Genomic DNA, 21,582 nt, shown 5'->3' with positions numbered 1-21,582 from the left:
GAGCCCGCGTGAAGGGTCTGGCTGAACTCATCATCAGTTTCTTTGACCTGCTTGAGGCCGAAGGGCAGCTCCTGCGGCACAATGCTCTGCGCACATTGCGCACGGCAATGCTGCTGGGTTTGGGACTGCTCTTCGGCGCGGCGGCTTTGGCTTTTTTTGTGGCGGCGCTGTATAAGGCCCTCTCGATCGTGCTGCACCCGGCCTGGGTGTTGTGCATCATCGGGCTGGTCTGCGCGGGCATCGCCGGAGGCTTGTTATGGATGTCGCTCCCAAAGAAAAAACATACACAGTAGGCGAGGCCAAAGAGCGTTTACGCCGGGTTTCGGCCCGGTTTGATCCCTTTGCCGTTGTCAGGCGAAAGCCCCTGCACGCCACGGGCGCGGCCTTCCTGGCCGGGCTTGCCTGGGGGGCGTTGCGCCGTGGCGGCGCACCCGCGCCGGTGAGCCTGCTGCCCTTGGCCGCGCAGATCGTGAGCCTGGGGATGCGCTGGGGCCTGCGGCCAAAGGATGCGGCCAATTAATGTGTAAAACGTGGACAAATGAGAGCGAGCCGCCCCGGAAGAGGCGGCTCGCGACAATGGGTTTCTTGCCGTTTACCATGAAAAATTGACTCCTGGCAGCTCTCTCCCCATTTGGCTTAACAACTACGACGGTATGGGCTATCTACTCGGATCTTATGAATTTCGTATAAAAGAAAGCCTAGTGACCAGAGATGGGCAGTGTATAGCGGCAATTCTGAAATACAGGATAAAAGGCGATCCTAATAACAGCTACTTCGATACACAAGAAAATCTGGATATGTTTTTGGATTCATGCCCTGTGCTTTTTAAATTTTCTGAAAAAGATGTATATGATATTTGGAATGGACTTCCCCGACATGGGGGCTCATGCATTTTTCTTAGTGCGGACAAGAATCTGAAAGCCATTAACGTTAATGAGTTCAATATTGAAATTAAGCGTAATCTAAATCCGAATTCCAGTGTCAGACTGTGTGCGGATCCAACTGCGCGATATCCCCAACCTCTATATTAGCGCCGTTTGCCCTCATCTGTGGTGCCGTGCTCGATCTTAAAACACAAACCCCCGACCATCTGTGTGATGATCGGGGGTTTTCGAAATCTGGTGGAGCTGGACAGAATTGAACTGACGGCCTCTTGAATGCCATTCAAGCGCTCTCCCAACTGAGCTACAGCCCCACGGCAGAAGGCATACTGCCCAAAAGGGCGGCTTCTGTCAATATTTTTTATAAGTTTTTTTCAGGGCCGCGCGGGCCGTGGTTTTCCGTGGTCCGTAATCCGGCCATATCCGGCCGCATCTGGATTGTCCGGCTCAGCGCCGGGCCTCATGGGCCAGTTCGCCCAGCACCTCGCCCACGCGGGAAAGGGCGTCGGCCAGCACGTCGTCCGCCACCGCGTAGGAGAGGCGGATACAGTTGTCGTCGCCGAAGGCCGCGCCCGGCACCAGGGCCACATGGGCCTTGTCCAGCAGGTACGTGCAGAGCTCCGTGGAGTTGCGCACCTGGCCGCCGTAGCACTGGTGCACGTCCACAAAGAGGTAGAAGGCCCCGTCCGGCTTGGGACAGACAGCCCACGGCCAAGCCTTGATGATGTCCAGGGCCAGATCGCGCCGCCGCAGGAAGGCCGCGCGCATTTCGCCCACACACTCCACCGGGCCTTCCAGGGCGGCAAGGGCGGCCTTCTGGGACACGGAACAGATGCTGGAGGTGCTGTGCCCCTGCATGGAGGAGATTTTTTTGATCAGGTCCGGGTGCGCGGCCAGAAAGCCCACGCGCCAGCCGGTCATGGCATAGCTCTTGGACAGGCCGTTGAGCACGGCCACCAGTTCGGGGCAATGCTCGAACCAGGTGATGGCGCTGGTCATCTTTGCCGGGGGAAAGACCAGTTGGTCGTAAATTTCATCCGACAGTACAAAGATGTTCCGCGCCAGGGCCCAACGCATGATCTGCATGAACTCGCGGTCGGAATAGACCGCGCCCGTGGGATTGCTGGGCGAGTTGAGGATCAGCAGCCTGGTCTTGTCCGTGGTCTTTTCCTCAAGCATGAGGGGCGTGACCTTGAAATTGCGTTCCGGCCCGGCATGCACGGTCACGGGCACGCCGCCCGCCAGTTCCACCATGTCGGGATAGCTCAGCCAGTAGGGCGCGGGAATCAGCACCTCGTCGCCGGGGTTGATGGTGGCCTGCATGAAATTGTAGAGGCAGTGCTTGCCGCCCGCGCCGATGATGATGGATTCCATGGGCACGGGCGTGCCGTAGTTCCGTTCAAAGTAGCGGCCCGCGGCCTTGCGCAGATCGGGAATGCCGGGCACGGCGGTGTAGCGGCAGAAATTGGCGTCAATGGCGGCCTTGGCCGCGTCGCAGATATGCCTGGGCGTGGGGAAATCCGGTTCGCCCACGGCCAGGCTGGTCACGTCCACGCCCTGCGCCTTGAGCTCCAGGGCCCGGCTGTTGACACTGAGGGTCAGAGAAGGTTTGATGCTGCGCAAGCGTTCGGAAATCTGCATGGAGGGCTCCTTAGAAGAGCGGCATGGCATTGAAAATGTCGCCCTTCTGACGTTTGGCGCGCGGACGCGGCGAAAAAGAACGAAAAATCTGCCGCGAATTTTTTAGCAGGTTCAAAGCGGGGTGTAAATGCGGGACAGGGATGAACAGGGATTGCCGTCCGGGCCGGGCGGCTGTCCGGCCGGTGAAGGTTCCGGCAATGCGGATGCGGTGCCGCTGCTGCCCTTCGCGCCGGATTGCGTGATCGGGAAGTTCGTGCAACGGCAAAAGCGTTTCAGTGTGGAGTTGTGCCTGGACGGCGCTCCGGTCTGGGTGCACAGCAACAACTCGGGCAGCATGTTGGGCCTGACCCGGCCCGGCGCGCTGGTGCTGGCCTCTCCGGCGGCCAATCCGGCCCGCAAGCTCAAATATACCCAGGAAGGCGTCTGGCTGGCGGAAAGCGCCGTACCCGGGCCGCCTCTCTCGTCGTCAAACCCGCCCGGCCCGGTTCCCGGCGGGCGTGGATTCTGGGTGGGGGTGAACACCAGCGTGCCCAACCGTATGCTGGAGGCGGCCTTTCTCGCCGGGCGGCTGGCTTTTGCCGAGGGCTACGCCGAGCTGACCCGTGAGGCCAAGCGCGGTCAGAGCCGCCTGGACGGCCTGTTCAGCGGGCCGGGCCTGCCGCCGCTCTGGGTGGAATGCAAAAACGTGACCATGGTGGAGGACGACGCGGCCTGCTTTCCGGACGCGGCCAGCGAGCGCGGGCAGAAGCATCTGCGCGAACTCATGGACATTGTGCCCCACGGCGAGCGGGCGGCCATGTTTTATCTGGTGCAACGGCCTGACGGGCACTGTTTCGCACCGGCGGACTTTATTGATCCGGCCTACGCCGGGCTCTTTTATGAGGCGGCCGCGCGTGGGGTCGAGATCTATCCCTACCGGGCCGTGGTCAGTCCGCGCGGTGTGGATCTGGGCGGCTTGCTGCCCGTGCGCCTTTATTGACTTTCCGCGCGCGGGGAGTCTAGAAACGGGGCGGAACAACGAAATCGGAACAACAGGAAGCGGACACAAACAGCCGTTCCCGCCCGCACGGCCCGCGTATGGCCCTGGCACGGGCAGAGAACGGCGGGACAGACCGGCCAGACAAACAGAGGGGGCTCCTTCCATGCCCGACACGACCCATCGTTTCATTCCCCGGCTCACGGACGAGCAGATCCGGCAGATCCAGCTGGACGGCCTGCGCTACACCCTGCGCCAGGCGCGCAACTCCCCGCAGTACCGGGCGCGGCTGGATGCTTGCGGCGCGCGTGCCGAGGATATCCGCAGCCTGGATGATCTGCGCCAGCTGCCCACGGTGGATGTGGAGGATCTGCGCGAGGGCTACCCCCTGCCCCTGCTCTGCGTGCCGGAAAAGGACGTGGTGCGCATCCATGCCTCCAGCGGTACCACGGGCAAGCGCAAAATTCTGGCCTACAGCCGCCGCGACATCGAGACGTTCAGCACCCAGATGGCCCGCTGCTACGAGTTGGCCGGGCTTACGCCCGAGGACCGCATGCAGGTGGCTGTGGGTTACGGCCTGTGGACCGCCGGGGCGGGCTTTCAGCTGGGCAGCGAGCTTTTCGGCATGCTGACCATTCCGGTGGGGCCGGGTAATCTGGAAATGCATCTGCAACTGCTCAGGGACGTGGGCGCCAGTTGTTTCGGGGCCACGGCCTCCATGGCCCTGCTGCTGGCCGAGGAAGTGGAGCGCGCGGGCATCCGCGATCAGATCCGGCTGCGCAAGATGATCTGCGGGGCCGAGACGCGCAGCGAGAAAATGCGCCTGGCCATTGAGAGCAAGCTGGGCCTGGAAGGCAGCTATGACATCGCGGGCATGACCGAAATGTACGGTCCGGGCACGGCCATGGACTGCGACGCCCATGAGGGCCTGCATTACTGGGCGGATTTGTTCATCATCGAAGTGCTGGACCCGGACACCCTGCAGCCCGTGCCCGAGGGCGAAGTGGGCGAGATGGTGGTCACCAGCCTGCGCAAGGAGGCCGTGCCCCTGTTGCGCTACCGTACCCACGACCTGACCCGCCTGCTGCCGGGCCGCTGCTCCTGCGGCCTGAACATGCCCCGGCATGACCGCATTCTGGGCCGCTCCGACGACATGGTCATCTACAGGGGCGTGAACATCTATCCCGGCCAGATCATGGAAGTCATCGGCCAGTTCCCGGAACTGGGCGGCGAATACCAGATGGAGCTGACCAGGGACGAGCGCTCCCTGGACCATCTGGCCCTGATTGTGGAGCGCGCCCAGGATCAGCCGTCCGGCAATGACGCTGCCCTGGCCCAGGCTCTGGAGCGGCGGCTGCACAAGGCCATTCTGGCGCGCATGGAAGTGCGGGTGGCGGATTACGCCGGCCTGCCGCGTACGTTCAGCAAGTCCAAGCGGGTGATCGACAAGCGCTGATCCCGCTCCGTCCCGATCCGCGCTGAAGGCTCCGCGCGACTCAAGCGATAGACGCGTCCAGCGCGACTTCCCGCGCGGTATAATCCGCTGTTTCCGGGTATTTCAGCCCCGTGCCGGTATTCAGCAGCACGACGCGGTCTCTGGGGCCGATGACGCCGTCACGGCGCAGTTGCGGCAGGGCCGCCACTGTGGCCGCGCCTTCCGGGCAGATGTAACAGCCTTCGCGCGCGGCCAGTTCTTTTTGAGCGCGCAGAATGGCCGTGTCGTCCACGGCCACGGCGTAGCCGTCGGTTTTGCGGATGGCCTCCAAGGTCAGGAACGCGCCCACCGGGCGCGGAGCCGTAATGCCGAAGGCGCAGGTTTTCGCGTTTTCCCAGAATTCCACATCCGGGCGTGCTTCCTGAAAGGCGCGGACCATGGGCGCGCAGCCCGTGGACTGCACGGCGATCAACCGGGGCAGTCTGGAGCCGATCCAGCCGATCTTCTGCAATTCGCGCAGGCCCTTGTAAATGCCGATGATGCCGAGTCCGCCGCCGCAGGGCACCAGCACCGCGTCCGGCACGTCCCAGCCGAACTGTTCGGCCAGCTCAAAACCCAAGGTCTTTTTGCCTTCAATACGCCAGGGTTCCTTGAACGTGGCGGCGTTAAGCCAGCCATGTTCGGCGATGGCGCGATTGACCACGGCCCCCGCATCGGTGATAACTCCGTCCACCAGGAAAAGAGAAGCCCCGAGCATGCCGATTTCCATGCGGTTCATGGCCGGGGCGTTTTTGGACATGACCAACACCGCCCGGATGCCCGCCCGCGCGCAATAGGCCGCCCAGGCCCCGCCGGCATTGCCGTTGGTGGGCATTGCCAGGGTATGCACGCCCAGCTCTCGGGCACGGGATACCCCCACGGACGCGCCGCGCGCCTTGAAGGTGCCCGTGGTCTGAGGGCTTTCATCTTTCAGCCGCAGATCCGCCAAACCCAGTTCGCGGCCGAGTTTTTCCAGTGGAATAAGCGGCGTCATGCCCTCGCTCAGGCTGATAATGTTGGCGGCGTCGCGCACGGGCAGCAATTCCCGGTAGCGCCACAGCGTATGGGGACGGGAAGTCAGGTCCTCTTTGCGTATCCGCGCGGCGATTTTTTCACTGTCGTAGACTGCCAGCAGCGGCGCGCCGCACGTGCAGGTCTGAATGATCTGGTCGGCCGCATGTACTGCCCTGCATTTGGGGCAGTGAAGTTCCTTAACGAACATAGGCGCCTCCTTGCGTCCGCGCCGCCGAATCGGATTCCGACGGCGCGGATGGTTGCCCGGTGTGGTCAGCTGTCTTTTTTCAACCGCCTGAAGCCCGCATCAAGATCGTTTTTGAGATCTTCAACATCTTCAAGGCCGATTTGCAAGCGCAGGGTCAGGCCGCCCGGCTTCCACTGCGTTACGGTACGGTACTCCGCGCAGTCGAAGGGTGCGATCAGGCTTTCATACCCTCCCCAGGAAAACCCCATGGAGAATACTGTCAGGCCTTCCAGCATGCTTGCCAGGCCCTTGCGGGTGAACTGCCCCCGCAGCACGATGGAAAAAAGGCCGGAGGAACCCCGGAAGTCGCGCCGCCAGTTTTCGTGCCCAGGGCAGTCCGGCAGGGCGGGGTGCAGAACCTTGCTGACTTCAGGTCGTTCCTTGAGCCAACGGGCGATCTCCAGAGCGCGTCTTTCCGCCTCTTTCAGCCTGAGGTGCATGGTGCGCATGCCGCGCAGGGCAAGAAAGCAGTCCTCCGCGCCGGGCAGCATGCCCATACGCTCGTATGTCGAACGCAATGCGGGCCAGCTCTCCTCATTGGCTGAAACGATGCCCAGCAACAGGTCGGAATGGCCGCCGAGGTACTTTGTACCCGCTTCCAGGGAAAGGTCGATGCCGTGTTCATGCGCCCGGAAAAAAACGGGCGTGGCCCAGGTGTTGTCCATGATCGTCTTGATCCCGTGTTTGCTGGCGACCGCCGCAATAGCGGGGACATCCGGGACTTCGAAGCTCTGAGAGCCCGGAGCTTCCAGAAAAATGGCGCTGGTGTTTTTTTGCAGCAGCTTCTCAATCCCCGCTCCGACCATCGGATCGTAATAGCTCGTCGTTACCCCGAACTTGGCCAGGATCTGGCTGCAGAAATTGCGGGTCGGCCGATACACACAGTCCGGCATGAGCAGATGGTCCCCCGCCTTGGTCATGGCGTACAGGGAAAGGCATATCACACCGATGCCCGAGGGAGCCATGACTGATCCCCCGGCCCCGGCCAGAGTGGTCCAGGCGTCCTCAAGGTTGGCGATGGTGGGCGAACCCGCCGTGCCGTAACTGAAGCGCGCGCGGCGTTGTTCCACGTCGTCGAGGGTCTGGTAAATAATGGTCGAGCCGCGGTAGACCGGGGCGTTGACGAAACCGTATTGCTCAGCCGGGTTGCGGCCGAGCTGGGTCAGGCGGGTGCTGACCCGAAGTTTGGTGTTGTCCGGATGCGCAGTCATATCTTCTCCTGTTCAGGCAGATGGTGCCGGGGCTCAACCCCGCCAGAAGATGGCGATCAGGCCGTTGGCGAGACAGAGCGTGCCGATAGCCAGAATAAACCAGTTGACGAAACCGCCGCGATATTTTGCCAGGGCCGGAACTTTGTAGAAGGCGTACTGCGGCATGTAATAGGCAATGAAAATGCTCACCGGCACCAGCGCCACTTTGATCAGCTTCAGCACGTTGAAGTTGGCGAGAGTGGTGGCCGTGCAGATTAAAAAGATGATCAGAGCGACGCCCCAGGTGAACAGGGCGGAATTGACCTGTGCGGCGGGAATATGCAGGGACATTCTGGCGAAGCTCTTGATGCTTTCCTCCGTCGCCAGATACTGGGCGAAAAAGGCCTTGGTCGCGGCGAAAAAGACGATGATCTGTGGGGCCAGAGCCAGGGCCGGGCTGTCAAACTTGCGCGCCAGAAAGGAAAGCACAGTCAGGTTTTCCACCTTGGCCTGGGTGATTTCCGCAGGCGACAGGGCGAAAATGCTGCTCCAGGCGAAAAAGACCACGGTGACCACTACAATGGCAACGGCCACAAAAAGGATCTGCGTCACCTTATAGGCGGAGTTGCTCCCGTAGCGCTTTTTTTGCGCCACCACGAAGCTGGAGACGATGGAAGTGAAGCTGAAGGCGAAAACCACCATGGGCAGGGCGTGGAAACAGGAGGCGAGCAGGCCCCCGGCGCCTCCAAATCCTTCAGCCGTGGTCATGAAGGAGGGATTCCAGTACGGGATGGAGACAATACCGAAAAACACCAGCGAAATAATAAAGGGAAAAACAATCAGAGCCATGAAGCGGAGTATCACGGCCACCCCGAGCGCCCCGATGATCGTCAGCACTCCCACTACGAGGGGCGCGGCGATATAGCGCGGCAGCAGGCCCATGCCCAACTGGGTGTGGATCAGATCAATAAGAGTATTGGCCACGGTGATGGTATAGACCGTGGCAGCTGGAAATACTGTTGCGAAATAGCAGAAGGTGAAGAATTTCCCCCACTTGGGGCCAAGGAATTCATCCACGGTGTCAAGAATATTCCCGTCTTTCCCGTTGCCGTAGGACCCGGCCTGGATCAGCCGGGCCAGTGCGCGGTAGGTCAGATAGGTCATGGGAAAGGAAAGCAGGGAAAGAATCAGCATGGGCCAGAAACCCGCCAAACCCAGACTGATCGGCCAGAACAGGCTGCCGCTGCCCACCGCCGTACCGTAAATGCCGAGTACCCAGAGTGTGTCTTCTCTGCACCAAGGCAGACCTTTTTCGGTTTTTGATTCCGTCAGGATTGCACTGCTCATTGTTCGTCTCCTTGGGTCAGCTGTTGGGTGTAACATTTCTGCTTACGTCTGCCGCAGCGGGGCAGGCTGCCGCCGCCAGTGCGTCGTCGGTTGGAGTCAGGGAGGTTCTGTGCGGAAAAAGGAGTTGCGGGCGGAGCTTTTGGGTATGCGCCGTGGCGGCGAGGGGAACTTTGCGGCGGGGAGGAAGCGCGGGTCCGCCGGAGGGAGACGGACCCGCGTCGGGGGTGACAGGCAGGGCATGGGCAAGACCGCGATTGAGAGGGAGGATCCGACCTTTGTCGTCCTGCTGTCGTCTCCGCGCATGCTTCTCTCCCCGTGGTTATGATCGTCGGGAGCCTTCTTCTGTATGGGGCAGGATGGCACGGCGCTGCAAAAAAAGTCAACAAAAAATTTTAATTTAAAATTTTTTTTAAATATAGAATGGGAAATACGACCACAGGCGGCACTGCCATATTGGTGTCTTTTGCAAGGTTCGGCGCATTATGGCCCGGGGATGAGGACTGTGGCACTTCGGCACGGCGACAAAGAATGGCAGGGGGATGCCCTCGGACGCATATGAAGGCACGCTGTTCCGGGATAAAGCGAGGTCAGTGGCAGCGGCTGTTTTCGTGGAGCAGTGCAAAGGCGAGGCGGAATGTTTGCGCCTGATACGCGGCCTGGTATTGCTACTCAGCGCCTGGGTCGGTGCCACCCGGGAAGCGGGAGGGAGGTTCAGCGGGTGTGCGCCGTCATGAGATCAGGGCGCAGCCTGTCGGCATGCCCTGCCTGCGCCCCTGTCCATGTCTAGTCCTGGGCGTCTTTCTTGAGTTCGCGCATATAATTGTACACGGTATAGATGGAAACCTGCATGGTCTTGGCCAGATACTGCACCATGCCCTTGATCAGGAACGCGCCTTCCTCGTCGAGAATGCGGATGAAGTTTTTCTTTTCCTCGCGGTTCATGGCCGCCGGATGTTTGCCGGCCCGTTTGATGGCGGTCTCGATGATGGCCTCGCTGGTTTCGCCCATGCAGGAGGCGAAGGCCTCGCTCATGTCTTTGCCGGGGTGGCTTTCATAACGCATGACCGAGTGCAGCACACCCTGAAAGCGTTCAAAATCCGTGAGGTCGAAGTTAAGGCAAAATGCTCCGATCACCGCGCCTCGACTGTTGCGGATGAAGCTGGTGGAGGATTTGAGCGTTTTGCCCGAGGGGGTGGAAGTGGGATAGGCCACGATATCTTCCACTTCGTTGCCGCCCTGCCGCCAGGCCTTGGTCACTATGTTGGTAATGGGCGCACCGGCCTGGCGTCCGGTCAGCGAGCCTTCTATGTGAATCAGGGAGTGCTCCAGATCGCGGAAATCATGGATGGCCACCTCGCAGAGATGGCCGAAGGTGCGCACCACCACGTCCGCGATATGGATGGCGTTTTTGAACAGGGCCTGCTCCTCCGGGCCGTATGTCTCCATGCTGCGCGTAGTTTCCGGCGTCTGTGCGGGGGACGCATTTTTTTTATCCTGGCGCGTGGAGCGGGCTTTTCTGATCAGCTTGGGCATGCAAAAACCTCCAAACCTGCGGCGTGGGCGCGTGAAACCGTATTCGTGGGAACGCTACTGTAAATCCTTCAGCTTGGGTACCCCCTAGCGGTACGAAAACGCCGCCCGTCTCCACGGAGTGTGGAAACGGACGGCGTCTTTGCTGCGGTGGATAAATCCGGTTTTACTGCTTCTTGGGTTCCTTGGTCAGATCGTCCACATTTTGCTTGGCATGGTCCACAAAGAGATCACGCACGCCGGGCACTTCGCCCAGGCCCTTGAGGTTGGCCTCCACCTTGAAACCGGCGGCCTTGAGCTTGGAAGCCCAGGAATCCTCCTCGTCCCCGGCCAGGTCGTTGCGGGCGTGGTCCCCGGCCACCACCATCAGGGGCTGCAGCCAGACTTTCTTGATCTTGTGGGCCTTGAGCTCGGCCAGCAGGTCGTCAATGCCGCGCGCGCCTTCCACCGTGGCCATGAAGACCAGGGGGTCACTTTCCTTGAACGTGGCCCGCGTGCCTTCAAAAACCAGGTCCGCCCGGCCGTGGGCCTGTCCGTGGCCCATGAGCACCACAGCCTCGCCCTTCCGGCGTTTGTCGCCCATATCAGCAAGCACGGCTTTGGCCACGCTTAAGGCATCCTTGTGCGACTCCAGCAGGGGGCGGCCCAGGTACACGGCCTCAAAACGGCCCGGGTGCTTCTGGATATCCAGCAGCACGGCCCGCTCAAGCTCCGTAAATTCCTCGCCGGGCATCACATGCAGGGACTGCACGCGCACCACTTTCACCCCCGCCTTGGCCAGCGCGGCCAGGCCGTCGCTGATGCCGCCCACGGGCTTGCCCTGCTTGGCAAGTTTTTTGCGGATGATCTGCGAGGTGTAGGACCAGACCACGGGCGTGTCCGGAAACGCGGCCTTGAAGGACGCGTCCACGGCCTTGAACGAGGGCAGGGCTTCGGGCACGCTGGTGCCGAAAGCCACCAGCAGCACCCCTTCCTTGGGGGCTTTCTGATCCGCCGCTTGGACGGACGCGGCCAGCAGGGCCAGCAGAAGCAGGAAAAGCGGCAGGACGCGCGGGAACACGCGCAACGTACGAGACATGGCAACCTCCTCAATCGTGCGTTGAAAGGTGGATACGGCGGCGGCGGCGCAAAACGCCCCGGCCAGCGGGTGTTCGGACTTGAGGGATGTGGAGGCCCGCGTTTCTGATCATAATCAGGACAACGGCCCCGCGCCTCGGCTTCGCCTTCACCTGTGACGGCTGGCTGTCGCGCCCCGCCGGGATGTTTCCGGCAAGGCGAAGAAGCTCTGTACCCTCTTACCGCAGCGCGACTGTTTCCGATTTGCACGGAATTCCCCGCTACAGCGGGCAGAGGACAACAGGGGGGCGCAAAAGTCAAGACAAGTGTCGAAGCTGAAAAATGAGATAGCCGCCGTGACTCAGCGAAAAAGCACATTTTTTGCGATCAGGCCCAGGGGCTGTTTCCAGGCGCGCGCCGGGCCTTGGCCCGGCGCGCGTTTCAAGCTATACTTCCGAATATGGATACCTCCCTTGAGATGGATATTTGTTGCGGCACCGGCAAGCGGCCTGAAACCCCCGCCGGGCTCAGCGCCGAAGTTTCGGCTGCGGCCGCGGCCCTGCTGCGCCGGGGCGTGCTACTGCCCGCGCGAGGCGGGGATGCCGTGAGCCTGGGGCGTTTTCTGACCTTGGGGTTGGGGCTGGAAGAAGCATATGTGGAAAGCCGCATCCAGACCATTTTGCGTAACGGTCTGGCTGTGGATGATTTTGCCGTGCCCCTGGCCTCCGGCGACCGGCTGGCCCTTTCGGCGGCCATGCCCGGCGTGGCCGGGGCAGCCCTGCGCCGGGGCGGCCGGTACGCGGCCATGCGCGCCGCCATTACCCAGCGCCGGGAGGACGCGCCTCCCGCGCCCATAGCTCAACTTGAGGAACCGGTCTGGATCGAGCTGCGTTGCTTCAACAGCATTGCCGAGGAGTTGGCCGGGCATCTGCTGTGCCGGGGCCTGGCCGCCCGGCCCGCCGACGCGGGACAAGTCCTGCTTCCGCTGGCGGCCACGCCGCCAGCCGGTCTGGCGCTGCCTGAGCCGGGCCTGCTCTGGCTCGCGGCCTGGCAAACCCGACCCTGCTTCGCATTTTTCCGTCTCTCTCCTTGGCCGTAAAACCTTGCGCCGGACAATTTCTCTTGTGCTTTTCCTTTGCCTCTGATAATTTTTCCCACTCTCTCAGCGAGGGGAAATTATTTGGAGGCATGGCAGATGGCAGACAAGGAAACCGGGCACGACGAAATTAATTTCGAAAGCGCCCTCGAAAACTATCTCAATCCCGATTTCGGCGACCTTGAAGAAGGCTCCATTACCAAAGGCGAGATCGTCCGTGTGGATGACGACAATGTGCTGGTGGACGTGAATTTCAAGTCCGAGGGGCAGATCCCCGCGGCTGAATTCCGTGACGCCGCGGGTAACATGGCCGTCAGCGTGGGCGACAGGGTGGACGTTTATGTGGTGCGCAAGAACGAAATGGACGGCACCATCACCCTTTCCTTTGAAAAGGCCAAACGCATGCAGGTCTTCGATCAGCTCGAGGACGTGCAGGAAAATAACAGGGTCATCAAGGGCCATATCGTGCGTCGCATCAAGGGCGGCTACACGGTGGACATCGGCGGGGTGGAGGCGTTTTTGCCCGGTTCGCATGTGGATCTGCGTCCCGTGCCGGATATGGACGCTCTGGTCAACCAGGAATTTGAATTCCGCGTGCTCAAGATCAACCGCCGCCGCAGCAACGTCATTGTTTCCCGCCGCGTGCTGCTGGAAGAGGAGCGCGATTCCAAGCGTCAGGATCTGCTGCGCACCCTGGAGGAAGGACAGATCGTCCAGGGCAAGGCCAAGAACATCACCGAGTACGGCGTGTTTGTGGACCTGGGCGGCCTGGACGGCCTGCTGCACATCACGGACATGAGCTGGAAGCGCATCCGCCATCCCAAGGAAATGATCACCATGGGCCAGGAGCTGACCCTCAAGGTGCTTTCCTTCGACCGTGAGAACAACAAGGTTTCCTTGGGCCTCAAGCAGCTCGTGCCCGATCCCTGGCAGGATATCTCCGCCCGCTTCCCCGAAGGCGCCAAGTGCACCGGCAAGGTCACCAATCTGGTGGACTACGGCGCGTTTGTGGAGCTGGAGCCCGGCGTGGAAGGCTTGGTGCACATCTCCGAAATGTCCTGGACGCGCAAGCTGCGTCATCCCTCCCAGATGGTCCACACCGGCGACGAAGTGGAAGTGGTCATCCTGGGCGTGGACGGCGAAAAGAAGCGCATCAGCCTGGGTATGAAGCAGGTCCGTCCCAATCCTTGGGAACTGGTGGCCGAGAGATATCCTGAAGGCACCGTCCTTGAGGGCGTCATCAAGAACATTACCGAATTCGGCATGTTCATCGGCATTGAGGACGGCATCGACGGCCTTATCCACGTGTCCGACATTTCCTGGACCAAGAAGGTACGCCATCCCAATGAGCTGTACAAGGTGGGCGACACCGTACAGGCCAAGGTGCTCACCGTGGACCAGGAGAACGAGAAGTTCACCCTGGGCGTTAAGCAGCTGGTGGACGATCCCTGGGGCCATGTGCCGGATACCTATCCCGTGGGCTGCACCATCAAGGGCGTGGTGACCAACATCACCGACTTCGGCCTCTTTGTGGAAGTTGAAGAGGGCATCGAAGGCTTGGTGCATGTCTCCGAACTGTCCGGCAAGAAGGTCAAGACCCCGGCGGAAATCTACAAGGAAGGCCAGGAAATCCAGGCCAAGGTCATCCATGTCAGCGCCGAGGAGCGCCGTCTGGGCCTCTCCATCAAGCAGATCAAGGATGAGGAGGAGCGCCGCAAACCTAAGGAATTCCATTCCGGCCCGCAGGAAGCCGGGCAGAGCCTGGGCGACCTGCTCAAGCAGAAGTTTGAGGAAAGCGAAAACAGCTAGACCGGCTGTTTCGACGATACAGAAAAAGGGCGTCCGCGAGGGCGCCCTTTTTCTGTATCAGACCTGAATGTGCGGGAGTGGGGAAGGGAGTCAACGGGGCGTCAAGAAGACTCGCCTGCTTGCTTTTTATGGGAAACAATTAGTGCGCTCCATTTTTGAGAATGCACTAAAATTGAGCAATAATATATCGTCAGCGCTACTTTAATATGCAAAGAAAGAACTTAATATGATTAATTAAAATGCTATCGAGATCTGTTTTTTGAAGGATACGATGTGTATTTTGGGCTTTCAGCTGATTCAATCTGTTTAAGGAGATGAGACGCCGTCGTATTAATGCGTTGGGCCAAACGTATAAGTTCATCCAATGAAGGCTGCAATAACCCTCTTTCAATTTTTGAGAGGTATGCCTGTTCAAGGTCGGATTGGAGAGCCAGCTTCTTCTGCGTAAGTTTTGGAATTGATAACCTTTTCTTTTTAATGAGGATTCCTAATTCTATGGCCAAAAGAGAGGGCTCAGTCCCTTGCTCTGAACTTGCTTGCATCTCCGAAGATTCACAGTAGAGATCTTTTATTTGAACTCCAAGGGCCTGCGCAATGGAAATCAATGTATCCAGGCTGCACTCTCTGATTCTTTCACTTTTAGTGCGTGCGACTGTATCGGCGGAAATGCGAGCCCTCGCCGCAAGGGTCTGGTTGGTCAACCCTTTGGCCGCCATGAGTCGTTTTACGTTGCTGCTGATCATGAACTACTCCGTTTTTCATGATTAGCTGACGTTCAGAGAGTTTTGGTAAATATTTTTAATTGTCACTATATGTATATAATTTGATAATTATATTTCTATATAAAATATTTATTTATAGTGTGTTGCGTTTATTGCTTGCAACTTTTTGCTGAAAAGATCAAAAAATATTCCAATCTCAATACCGGTAGCAGCAACAAGCTTTGCTGCATTAATGACACCGGGAATTTGTATGCCTTTTTCTACTCTTTGCAGACTTCTATGGTCGTATTTTGCTATAGAAGAAACGCAATTCTGCGATAAATTTGTTGCAGCTCTGCATTCAGATAAAAGTATTCCAAAAATTTTAGTTTCATCTGATGGGAGTAGAGCTGAATTCAATTTTTTTTTAAATTCATTTTGAGATAAGACGGGGAGCTTTGAAGATTCAATAGATTGGAATAAATGGGGGGATAGAGAAGTAAAGAAAGATTGTATGTCGGCATTTGCGGCAAGAAGCATTTTTACGGCAATAATAACATTAGGTTCCTGATTTCCGGCTTCTACTTGATTCACATTGCTCAGATGTGTTCCCGCCCTGACGGAAATCTCCCACTGTGACAGCGTAGTTTGAGAACGAACCGCCTGAAACAGGCTACCGAATATGCATAATTCCTTGCCCATGTCATAGCAAATGCCTCAAAGCCCGGAATCATACTAGATGGTTGAAAACATACTTGATATTTACCCAATGGGAGACAAAAAAAATCCTAACCACTCAAAGAACTGCCCCGGCGGCATTTCGATTGCGGTAACTAACTTCACCGCAGTCGTCACCATCGGTTCTTGCTCTCCTTTCTCAACGCGTTGCAAGCTCCTTAAATCGTAATCAATGTTGTTTGCTGTCGTTTTCTGAGACAGCCCCTTTTGGGTTCGACAATATCGCAGTAAGTCTCCATATCCGGTAATTTCAAAGAATTCAGAAGAATAAGAAGCATTGCCTTCTTCCAGTCCTTCCATAAAAGAATTTGTTTGCTCAGGATGGGGATACAAATTCATTCTTCCAGCTAATTCGGAAAAAAAAGAATTCAAATCCCCGCCACATGCGCCGACAAGCCGCATCGCGCCAAGAATGCGCGGCTCCTGATGGCCTGCTTCGATTTGGTGAACACTGCTGAGATGAATTCCGGCCTTAACTGAAACATTCCATTGAGAAAGCCCGCTGTTTCCCCGAACTTCCCGAAATAACTGGCCAAAAATACATACTTTTTTACCCATTAGAAATTATTGCCAGAAAATACTGGATCAAGCTAGACGGTCTAAATCATACTTTGAATTAACCCAGAAATATTATATTTTCTGAAACAAGGGCGATTATGCGAATTCTATTGGCGGGGAGTATGAAATGGATCATATCTATAAAGAAACGATAGAGCGGATTAAGGCCGTAACCCATACCCGCACGCAAACCGCGTTGGCTGAAATTCTTGAGATCAAGCAATCGAGCATTTCCGACGCCAAAAGACGGCAATCCGTGCCGGGGGCCTGGTATATGACGCTCTTTGAAAAGCTGGGCGTGAACCCCGACTGGCTGAAAAGCGGCATCGGCCCGGTGTATCTGCGCACCGAGGTCGGGTACATTCCCGGCGACGGTGACGGAACGCCCCTGGCCCCCGGCTTGTTGGGCTCGCCTTTGTCGCAGCCTGCGCTTGTCACCATGTACGCCATGCGCGGCGACGACACGGGAAACGGGGCAGCCGTGCCCACGCTCCGGCCGACAGGCAGCATCCTCTTGCCCAGGGCATACGCGAGAGAGGGCATAGTCGTTCTGGCAGTGGACAACGACGCGGCCGCGCCCACAGTGCGCCGGGGAGCGTATGTCGGCATTGACACGCGCGCCGACTGCCCCGCGAGCGGCGAACTGTTCGCCATCACGCTTCCCCACGGGGAGATCGTCCTGCGCCGCCTGCTTTGGGATGAGGATTATTTCCGCTTATGCGCCGAGAACCCCGCGTATCCGGATCGCAGGATACGTTTAGTCCGGACGGAATGGATTCTCGGGCGATTGGCCTGGGTCATGCAGGAAATATAAACGGCGTGCGCGCAATAACCGCCGCCATGAGGGCAGAGGCCACTCCGCTTTTTGGGTGGGCGGCAAGGCGGGAGCCGGGGGGAGAAGGCGGGACAAGTCGGCAATGAAACAAAAAACGCCGCGTCGCCGGTCTTTCGTTCCGGCAACGTGGCGCTATTCTGTGCTGCATGGCGGAAGGGGAGGGATTTGAACCCCCGGATGCCTCACGGCATCAACGGTTTTCAAGACCGCCGCATTAAACCGCTCTGCCACCCTTCCGTATAAACATAAGCACTGCCGCCGCACCGCATGGGGCGGGGTAGTCCGAACGCAAAGGCGGCGCCCCGTTCCTTCTGGAATAAAGGCGCCGCCGAAAAATCCGTAGACAGCGAGCCTTACTTAATGGCGTCTTTCAGGCCCTTGCCGGGCGTGAATTTGGCAACTTTGCTGGCGGGGATGGTGATTTCTTTGCCGGTGCGGGGGTTGCGGCCCTTACGCGCGGCGCGCGCCACAACCTTGAAGCTGCCGAAGCCGGTAAAGGTCACGGATTCGCCGTCGGCGAGAGCTTCACGCAATGAGGCCACCACGGCGTCCAGGGCTTCCTCGGCTTTAGCTTTGGTGGGCAGGCCGGCCTTGGCGTGGATTTTTTCAACAAGCTCAGCTTTAGTCATGATGTTTCTCCGTACAGGATTTTCGGGTTGCCCCGTTTGTGCCAAGTCAGACCAGACGGCCCGCACTGCGGATTTTGGAGGCCGCCTCGCGGAACTCTGGGATCAGTGCGTTATTGCTCAGCGACAGGCACGGCGCGCGCCCTGGGGATTTCCGTATCTGGCCGCCGACCTGGTGCCAACGACCATAACTTTGCTTTCTCTAAGTAATGCCTGGGGGCATGTCAACAGAAAAAGCGCGGAATCGCCCGGCCGCTCTTGTTTTCCCGGCAGATGCCTTCTTGCGCGCGCAAAGGCGGCGTTTTCGGCGACGCAGCCGGGAAATACACTAACATGTTGAAAAAATTACAAATCAACAAGTTCAACATCCGCGCTTTTCAGCGGACTGCCCAGAAAGTGGCCACCCGTGCGGGCAAAACGCTCCCGATTGTCCGTGGTCATAAAACGGCGGACGCCGGTATGCTCGTCCGTGCGCAGCAGGTCCAGGCTCGTCAGTTCTTCCTCCACGCTCTCGGCTGTGGTGGCCGCTGAATCCACAATGCGCACCTGCGGGCCCACCACGTTTTGCAGGGCCGCCTGCAGAAGCGGAAAATGCGTGCAGCCCAACAGCAGGGTGTCCGGGCGCGGCGCGGTGACCGCCGGGGTGAACATATCCTCCAGATAGCGCCGGGCAATACCCTCCACCAAGGGGCCGTCCATCCAGCCTTCCTCGGCCATGGGCACGAACAGGGTGCAGGCCCGGCCCTGCACATGGGCTTCGGGCCGGATGCGTGTGATAGCCTGCTGGTATGCGCCGCCGGTAATGGTAGCCTCGGTGGCGATGACCACGATTTCGCCGTTGCGGCTGGTCCGGGCCGCGGCCCGCGCGCCGGGTTCCACCACGCCCACCACGGGCAGGGGCGCGAAATGCTCGCGCAGGGCGGGCAGGGCCGCCGCCGTGGCGGTATTGCAGGCCACCACCAGCATCTTCGCGCCTCTGTCCACCAGCTTCCGGGCGGCCAGCAGGGTATAGCGGGTGATGGTCTCCCGGCCCTTGGTGCCGTAAGGCAGCCGGGCCGTATCACCCAGATAGAGCAGATCCTCGCCGGGCAGGCGGTCGGCCAGGGCCTTGAGCACAGTAAGGCCGCCCACGCCAGAATCAAACAGGGCCACGGGCAGCAGCGAAGCGTCCTTCATGATCGTAATCGTCCTTTACCGCGGCGGTCGTGCCGCGAAACTCAGAAAGCTTGGCCCAGATAGCGGGCTGCTGTAAAGAGCAAAATGCCCGCCAGCAGATATTTCAGGGCTGTGGCCGGGATGTGTTTCTGACAGCGCGCGCCCAGATACATGCCCGCCATGCCGCCCAGGCCCAGCAGGAGGCCCAGCCGCCAGTCCGGGGCTACAGCCAGGCCGGGATGGAGCGGGGCCAGCAGGCTGTAAAAGCCGACTCCGGCAACGGAGGTCAGAAAGGTGGCGAAAAGCGAGGCCCCGGCCACAGCGTGAACCGGCAGCCCGAAAAAGGAGACCAGAAAGGGGGCCATGATGGCCCCGCCGCCGATGCCGTATACGCCGCCCACCAGGCCCACAATCAGGCTGAGCAGCACAATGCCCCGGCAGGAAATGCGGTATTCCTGGTCCTGAAAGCGAAAGGCCAGTATGCGGGTGTTCCAGGACAGGACCTGGCAACTGCCCCCGGTCGTCAGCCGCGCCGCCGGGCTTGCGGCCGGGCTCGTGCCGCCGGACGGATTCCGTCGTCGGGACAACAGGTCGCGCAGCATTTTCGCGGCCACGTACAGCAGCACCAGGCCCGCGAAGATTTTGAAGTGGCGGGGATCAGGCAGCAGATTGATGCGGATGAGCGCTCCGGCGAACACGCCGGGCAGGGTGCCCAGAGCCACCACCAGGGTCAGGGGCCAGAGCAGACGGCCTTCGCGCCAATAGCGCCAAACCCCGGCGGGGCAGGCCAGCACGTTGAAAAACTGGTTGGTGGCGCTGACGCTGGGGTTGACGTAGCCCAGCACGCTCATCTGGAACGGCAAAAGCAGAAACGCGCCGGAAACGCCGCCCATGGAGGTGAAAAAGGAAACACCCAGTGCCACGGCAAAAGGAACAAAGGGGGAGCATTCAATACCGGCGGTGGGAAAATACATGGCCGCCTCCCGTGGGGTTGGGCGTGTGAATCCCGGCGTGGGCGTCATTGCTCCGGCTGGGCCGGCGGCAGCGCCGGCCGTCCGGAGGTAACGATCTGGTGTATCAGCTCATGGGCAAAATGTTGAGCCTGTCCGGACAGGACTGGAAATATGGATATAGATAATCACGGTTTTCATAATAAGCGTGATTATCAAAAATGTCATCCCCTGCCCCTTGCTCCACCCCGCATTGCCTGCCGCTCCCGAACCGGCTATATTCGGCGCGCAAACCCGCGCTTTCGCGCGAGCGGCACCGTAACCAAGGAACACATATGCTGGCGATCCTGGACTACAAGGCGGGCAATCAGACGAGCGTCCGCCGTGCCCTGGAACATCTGGGCATTCCCTGCGCCGTCACGGCGGACCCGGCCCTGCTGGAAAGCGCGCGGGGCATCATTTTTCCCGGCGTGGGCGCTGCCGGGCAGGCCATGAGGGCCCTGAACGAGGCCGGGCTGGACACGGCCCTGCGCCGTGCCGTGGCCGTGGGCCAGCCTCTGCTGGGCGTCTGCCTGGGCTGCCAGATCCTGCTGGAGCGCAGCGAGGAAAACGACATGCCCACCTTGGGCCTGGTGCCCGGCGTCTGCCGCCGTTTCGAGGACAATCTCCGGCAGGAGGACGGTAGTCCCGCGCCCGTGCCGCACATGGGCTGGAACAGCCTGCGCGCGGCAACGCCCTGCCGCCTGTTGGCGGGCGTGGAGCCCACGGCGGAATTCTATTTCGTGCACGGCTATTATGTGGAGCCGGACCCCGCCCTTGTCATCGCCACCACGGTTTACGGCCGGGAATTCTGCTCCCTGTACGGGCGCGACGGACTCTGGGCCGCGCAGTTCCATCCGGAAAAAAGCGGGCGGCCCGGCTTGGCCCTGCTGCGCAATTTTTACGAATACTGCCGGGAGGCGCGCCATGCTCAGTAAACGGGTGATTCCCTGCCTGGACGTGCGCAACGGGCGGCTGACCAAGGGCGTGAAGTTCGCGGGCAACCAGGACATCGGCGACCCGGTGGAAAGCGCCCGGCGTTATTATGAGGAAGGGGCCGACGAAATCGTTTTTTACGACATCACGGCCTCGGCCGAGGCGCGCGGCATCTTTCTGGATGTGGTGGAGCGGGTGGCCGAGCAGATCTTTATCCCCTTCAGCGTGGGCGGCGGCATCGCCACCGTGGCGGACATGCGCGCCGTGCTCCTGGCCGGGGCGGAAAAAGTCTCGGTCAACTCCGCGGCGGTGAAGAATCCCCGCATCATCAGCGAGGGCGCGGAGGCCTTCGGCTCCCAGGCCATTGTGGTGGGCATGGACGTGCTGGCCGTGCCCGTGAGCGAGGCCATCCCTTCGGGCTATGAGATCGTGATCCACGGCGGCCGAGCCCGCATGGGCCTGGACGCCCTGGCCTGGGCCCGGCGCTGTCAGGATCTGGGCGCGGGCGAGCTCTGCGTCAATTCCATCGATGCCGACGGCACCAAGGACGGTTACGAGCTCAAGCTGACCCGCGCCATTGTGGACGCCGTGTCCATTCCGGTCATTGCCTCGGGCGGCGCGGGCGAACCCCGGCATATGTACGAAGCCGTGAGCGAGGGCGGCGCGTCGGCGGCCCTGATCGCCTCCATCGTGCATTACGGGGAGTACAGCATCCGCCGGTGCAAGGAAGATATGGCCGCCCGGGGAGCGAAGGTGCGGCTGACGTGGTAGCTGGGGGCCCAA

General features: G+C 59.9%; 21 protein-coding genes, 2 tRNA genes and 1 riboswitch. Of the genes, 9 read left to right on the top strand and 14 right to left on the bottom strand.

Going from position 1 to position 21,582, the window contains the following annotated elements; translation table 11 throughout:
• Window positions 1–8 precede the first annotated feature (8 nt).
• Both HMPREF1022_RS11875 and HMPREF1022_RS11870 read left to right on the top strand, forming a co-directional pair.
• On the top strand, window positions 9–293 hold the full coding sequence (locus tag HMPREF1022_RS11875) for a hypothetical protein (RefSeq protein WP_008682822.1): 285 nt from the start codon (window positions 9–11) through the stop codon (window positions 291–293).
• On the top strand, window positions 257–520 hold the full coding sequence (locus tag HMPREF1022_RS11870) for a hypothetical protein (RefSeq protein ID WP_009303304.1): 264 nt from the start codon (window positions 257–259) through the stop codon (window positions 518–520). The genes HMPREF1022_RS11875 and HMPREF1022_RS11870 overlap by 37 nt, the downstream gene beginning before the upstream one ends.
• Before the next feature lie 599 nt (window positions 521–1,119).
• On the opposite strand, the gene HMPREF1022_RS11865 is transcribed toward HMPREF1022_RS11870, so the two are convergent.
• A tRNA-Ala gene (locus tag HMPREF1022_RS11865) sits at window positions 1,120–1,195 on the bottom strand.
• Between the two features lie 133 nt (window positions 1,196–1,328).
• Complete coding sequence (locus HMPREF1022_RS11860; RefSeq protein ID WP_008682818.1) at window positions 1,329–2,522, bottom strand: pyridoxal phosphate-dependent aminotransferase; 1,194 nt, start codon at window positions 2,520–2,522, stop codon at window positions 1,329–1,331.
• Between the two features lie 127 nt (window positions 2,523–2,649).
• On the opposite strand from HMPREF1022_RS11860, the gene sfsA reads away from it, so the two are divergent.
• Both sfsA and HMPREF1022_RS11850 read left to right on the top strand, forming a co-directional pair.
• Window positions 2,650–3,501 (top strand): DNA/RNA nuclease SfsA, encoded by an 852-nt coding sequence (gene sfsA, locus HMPREF1022_RS11855; protein ID WP_009303303.1) that lies wholly within the window; start codon window positions 2,650–2,652, stop codon window positions 3,499–3,501.
• 163 nt (window positions 3,502–3,664) lie between these two features.
• Window positions 3,665–4,954, top strand: a complete 1,290-nt coding sequence (locus HMPREF1022_RS11850; RefSeq protein WP_009303302.1) for a phenylacetate--CoA ligase family protein — start codon at window positions 3,665–3,667, stop codon at window positions 4,952–4,954.
• 40 nt (window positions 4,955–4,994) lie between these two features.
• Here the strand turns inward: HMPREF1022_RS11850 and HMPREF1022_RS11845 are convergent, their stop codons facing one another.
• From HMPREF1022_RS11845 to HMPREF1022_RS11820, 5 genes are all read right to left on the bottom strand, one after another.
• On the bottom strand, window positions 4,995–6,194 hold the full coding sequence (locus HMPREF1022_RS11845) for a threonine synthase (RefSeq protein WP_009303301.1): 1,200 nt from the start codon (window positions 6,192–6,194) through the stop codon (window positions 4,995–4,997).
• 65 nt (window positions 6,195–6,259) lie between these two features.
• On the bottom strand, window positions 6,260–7,444 hold the full coding sequence (gene metC / locus HMPREF1022_RS11840) for a cystathionine beta-lyase (RefSeq protein WP_009303300.1): 1,185 nt from the start codon (window positions 7,442–7,444) through the stop codon (window positions 6,260–6,262).
• A gap of 33 nt (window positions 7,445–7,477) precedes the next feature.
• Window positions 7,478–8,770 carry a hypothetical protein gene (locus HMPREF1022_RS11835; RefSeq protein ID WP_009303299.1) on the bottom strand — a complete coding sequence of 431 codons (1,293 nt, stop codon included), beginning with the start codon at window positions 8,768–8,770 and terminating at the stop codon, window positions 7,478–7,480.
• 783 nt (window positions 8,771–9,553) lie between these two features.
• The gene (locus tag HMPREF1022_RS11825; protein ID WP_009303297.1) at window positions 9,554–10,303 is read right to left on the bottom strand and encodes a helix-turn-helix transcriptional regulator; all 750 of its coding nucleotides are present in this window, start codon (window positions 10,301–10,303) and stop codon (window positions 9,554–9,556) included.
• Between the two features lie 163 nt (window positions 10,304–10,466).
• Complete coding sequence (locus HMPREF1022_RS11820) at window positions 10,467–11,378, bottom strand: sirohydrochlorin cobaltochelatase (protein ID WP_009303296.1); 912 nt, start codon at window positions 11,376–11,378, stop codon at window positions 10,467–10,469.
• A gap of 47 nt (window positions 11,379–11,425) precedes the next feature.
• A riboswitch (cobalamin riboswitch) is annotated at window positions 11,426–11,677 on the bottom strand.
• Window positions 11,678–11,834: 157 nt separating this feature from the next.
• Between HMPREF1022_RS11820 and HMPREF1022_RS11815 the strand changes: the two genes are divergently transcribed.
• Both HMPREF1022_RS11815 and HMPREF1022_RS11810 read left to right on the top strand, forming a co-directional pair.
• Window positions 11,835–12,455: a hypothetical protein gene (locus HMPREF1022_RS11815; protein WP_232221598.1), complete on the top strand. Its 621-nt coding sequence runs from the start codon at window positions 11,835–11,837 to the stop codon at window positions 12,453–12,455.
• Window positions 12,456–12,551: 96 nt separating this feature from the next.
• Window positions 12,552–14,261 (top strand): 30S ribosomal protein S1, encoded by a 1,710-nt coding sequence (locus tag HMPREF1022_RS11810; protein ID WP_008682811.1) that lies wholly within the window; start codon window positions 12,552–12,554, stop codon window positions 14,259–14,261.
• A gap of 242 nt (window positions 14,262–14,503) precedes the next feature.
• Here HMPREF1022_RS11810 and HMPREF1022_RS16665 read toward each other — a convergent pair whose 3' ends face one another.
• The 3 genes from HMPREF1022_RS16665 to HMPREF1022_RS11795 form a co-directional block, all read right to left on the bottom strand.
• Window positions 14,504–15,004, bottom strand: coding sequence for a helix-turn-helix transcriptional regulator (locus HMPREF1022_RS16665; protein WP_050801272.1), 501 nt, complete (start codon window positions 15,002–15,004; stop codon window positions 14,504–14,506).
• Window positions 15,005–15,112: 108 nt separating this feature from the next.
• Entirely contained in the window at window positions 15,113–15,664 is a 552-nt protein-coding gene (locus HMPREF1022_RS17490; protein ID WP_009303290.1) for a hypothetical protein, read from the bottom strand.
• A gap of 60 nt (window positions 15,665–15,724) precedes the next feature.
• Window positions 15,725–16,258, bottom strand: a complete 534-nt coding sequence (locus HMPREF1022_RS11795; RefSeq protein WP_009303288.1) for a helix-turn-helix domain-containing protein — start codon at window positions 16,256–16,258, stop codon at window positions 15,725–15,727.
• Window positions 16,259–16,385: 127 nt separating this feature from the next.
• Here HMPREF1022_RS11795 and HMPREF1022_RS11790 point away from each other — a divergent pair, with 127 nt between their 5' ends.
• On the top strand, window positions 16,386–17,072 hold the full coding sequence (locus tag HMPREF1022_RS11790) for a LexA family transcriptional regulator (RefSeq protein ID WP_009303286.1): 687 nt from the start codon (window positions 16,386–16,388) through the stop codon (window positions 17,070–17,072).
• Window positions 17,073–17,240: 168 nt separating this feature from the next.
• Here the strand turns inward: HMPREF1022_RS11790 and HMPREF1022_RS11785 are convergent.
• The 4 genes from HMPREF1022_RS11785 to HMPREF1022_RS11770 all read right to left on the bottom strand — a co-directional run bounded on the left by HMPREF1022_RS11785 (window position 17,241) and on the right by HMPREF1022_RS11770 (window position 19,848).
• Window positions 17,241–17,330 (bottom strand) — tRNA-Ser (locus HMPREF1022_RS11785).
• 116 nt (window positions 17,331–17,446) lie between these two features.
• The gene (locus HMPREF1022_RS11780) at window positions 17,447–17,725 is read right to left on the bottom strand and encodes an HU family DNA-binding protein (RefSeq protein WP_269544304.1); all 279 of its coding nucleotides are present in this window, start codon (window positions 17,723–17,725) and stop codon (window positions 17,447–17,449) included.
• Between the two features lie 339 nt (window positions 17,726–18,064).
• Window positions 18,065–18,895, bottom strand: a complete 831-nt coding sequence (gene murI / locus HMPREF1022_RS11775; RefSeq protein WP_009303283.1) for a glutamate racemase — start codon at window positions 18,893–18,895, stop codon at window positions 18,065–18,067.
• 41 nt (window positions 18,896–18,936) lie between these two features.
• Entirely contained in the window at window positions 18,937–19,848 is a 912-nt protein-coding gene (locus HMPREF1022_RS11770) for a sulfite exporter TauE/SafE family protein (protein ID WP_009303281.1), read from the bottom strand.
• 311 nt (window positions 19,849–20,159) lie between these two features.
• Here HMPREF1022_RS11770 and hisH point away from each other — a divergent pair, with 311 nt between their 5' ends.
• Both hisH and hisF read left to right on the top strand, forming a co-directional pair.
• Complete coding sequence (hisH, locus tag HMPREF1022_RS11765) at window positions 20,160–20,801, top strand: imidazole glycerol phosphate synthase subunit HisH (protein WP_009303279.1); 642 nt, start codon at window positions 20,160–20,162, stop codon at window positions 20,799–20,801.
• Window positions 20,791–21,570: an imidazole glycerol phosphate synthase subunit HisF gene (gene hisF, locus HMPREF1022_RS11760; RefSeq protein ID WP_008682777.1), complete on the top strand. Its 780-nt coding sequence runs from the start codon at window positions 20,791–20,793 to the stop codon at window positions 21,568–21,570. The genes hisH and hisF overlap by 11 nt, the downstream gene beginning before the upstream one ends.
• Window positions 21,571–21,582 lie beyond the last annotated feature (12 nt).

Origin of the sequence: Desulfovibrio sp. 6_1_46AFAA (assembly GCF_000224635.1) — a bacterium.
In the GTDB taxonomy this organism is placed as follows: Bacteria; Desulfobacterota; Desulfovibrionia; order Desulfovibrionales; family Desulfovibrionaceae; genus Desulfovibrio; species Desulfovibrio fairfieldensis.
The sequence above is the reverse complement of the archived record's forward strand: the minus strand, read 5'-3'. Positions and strand labels throughout refer to the sequence as shown.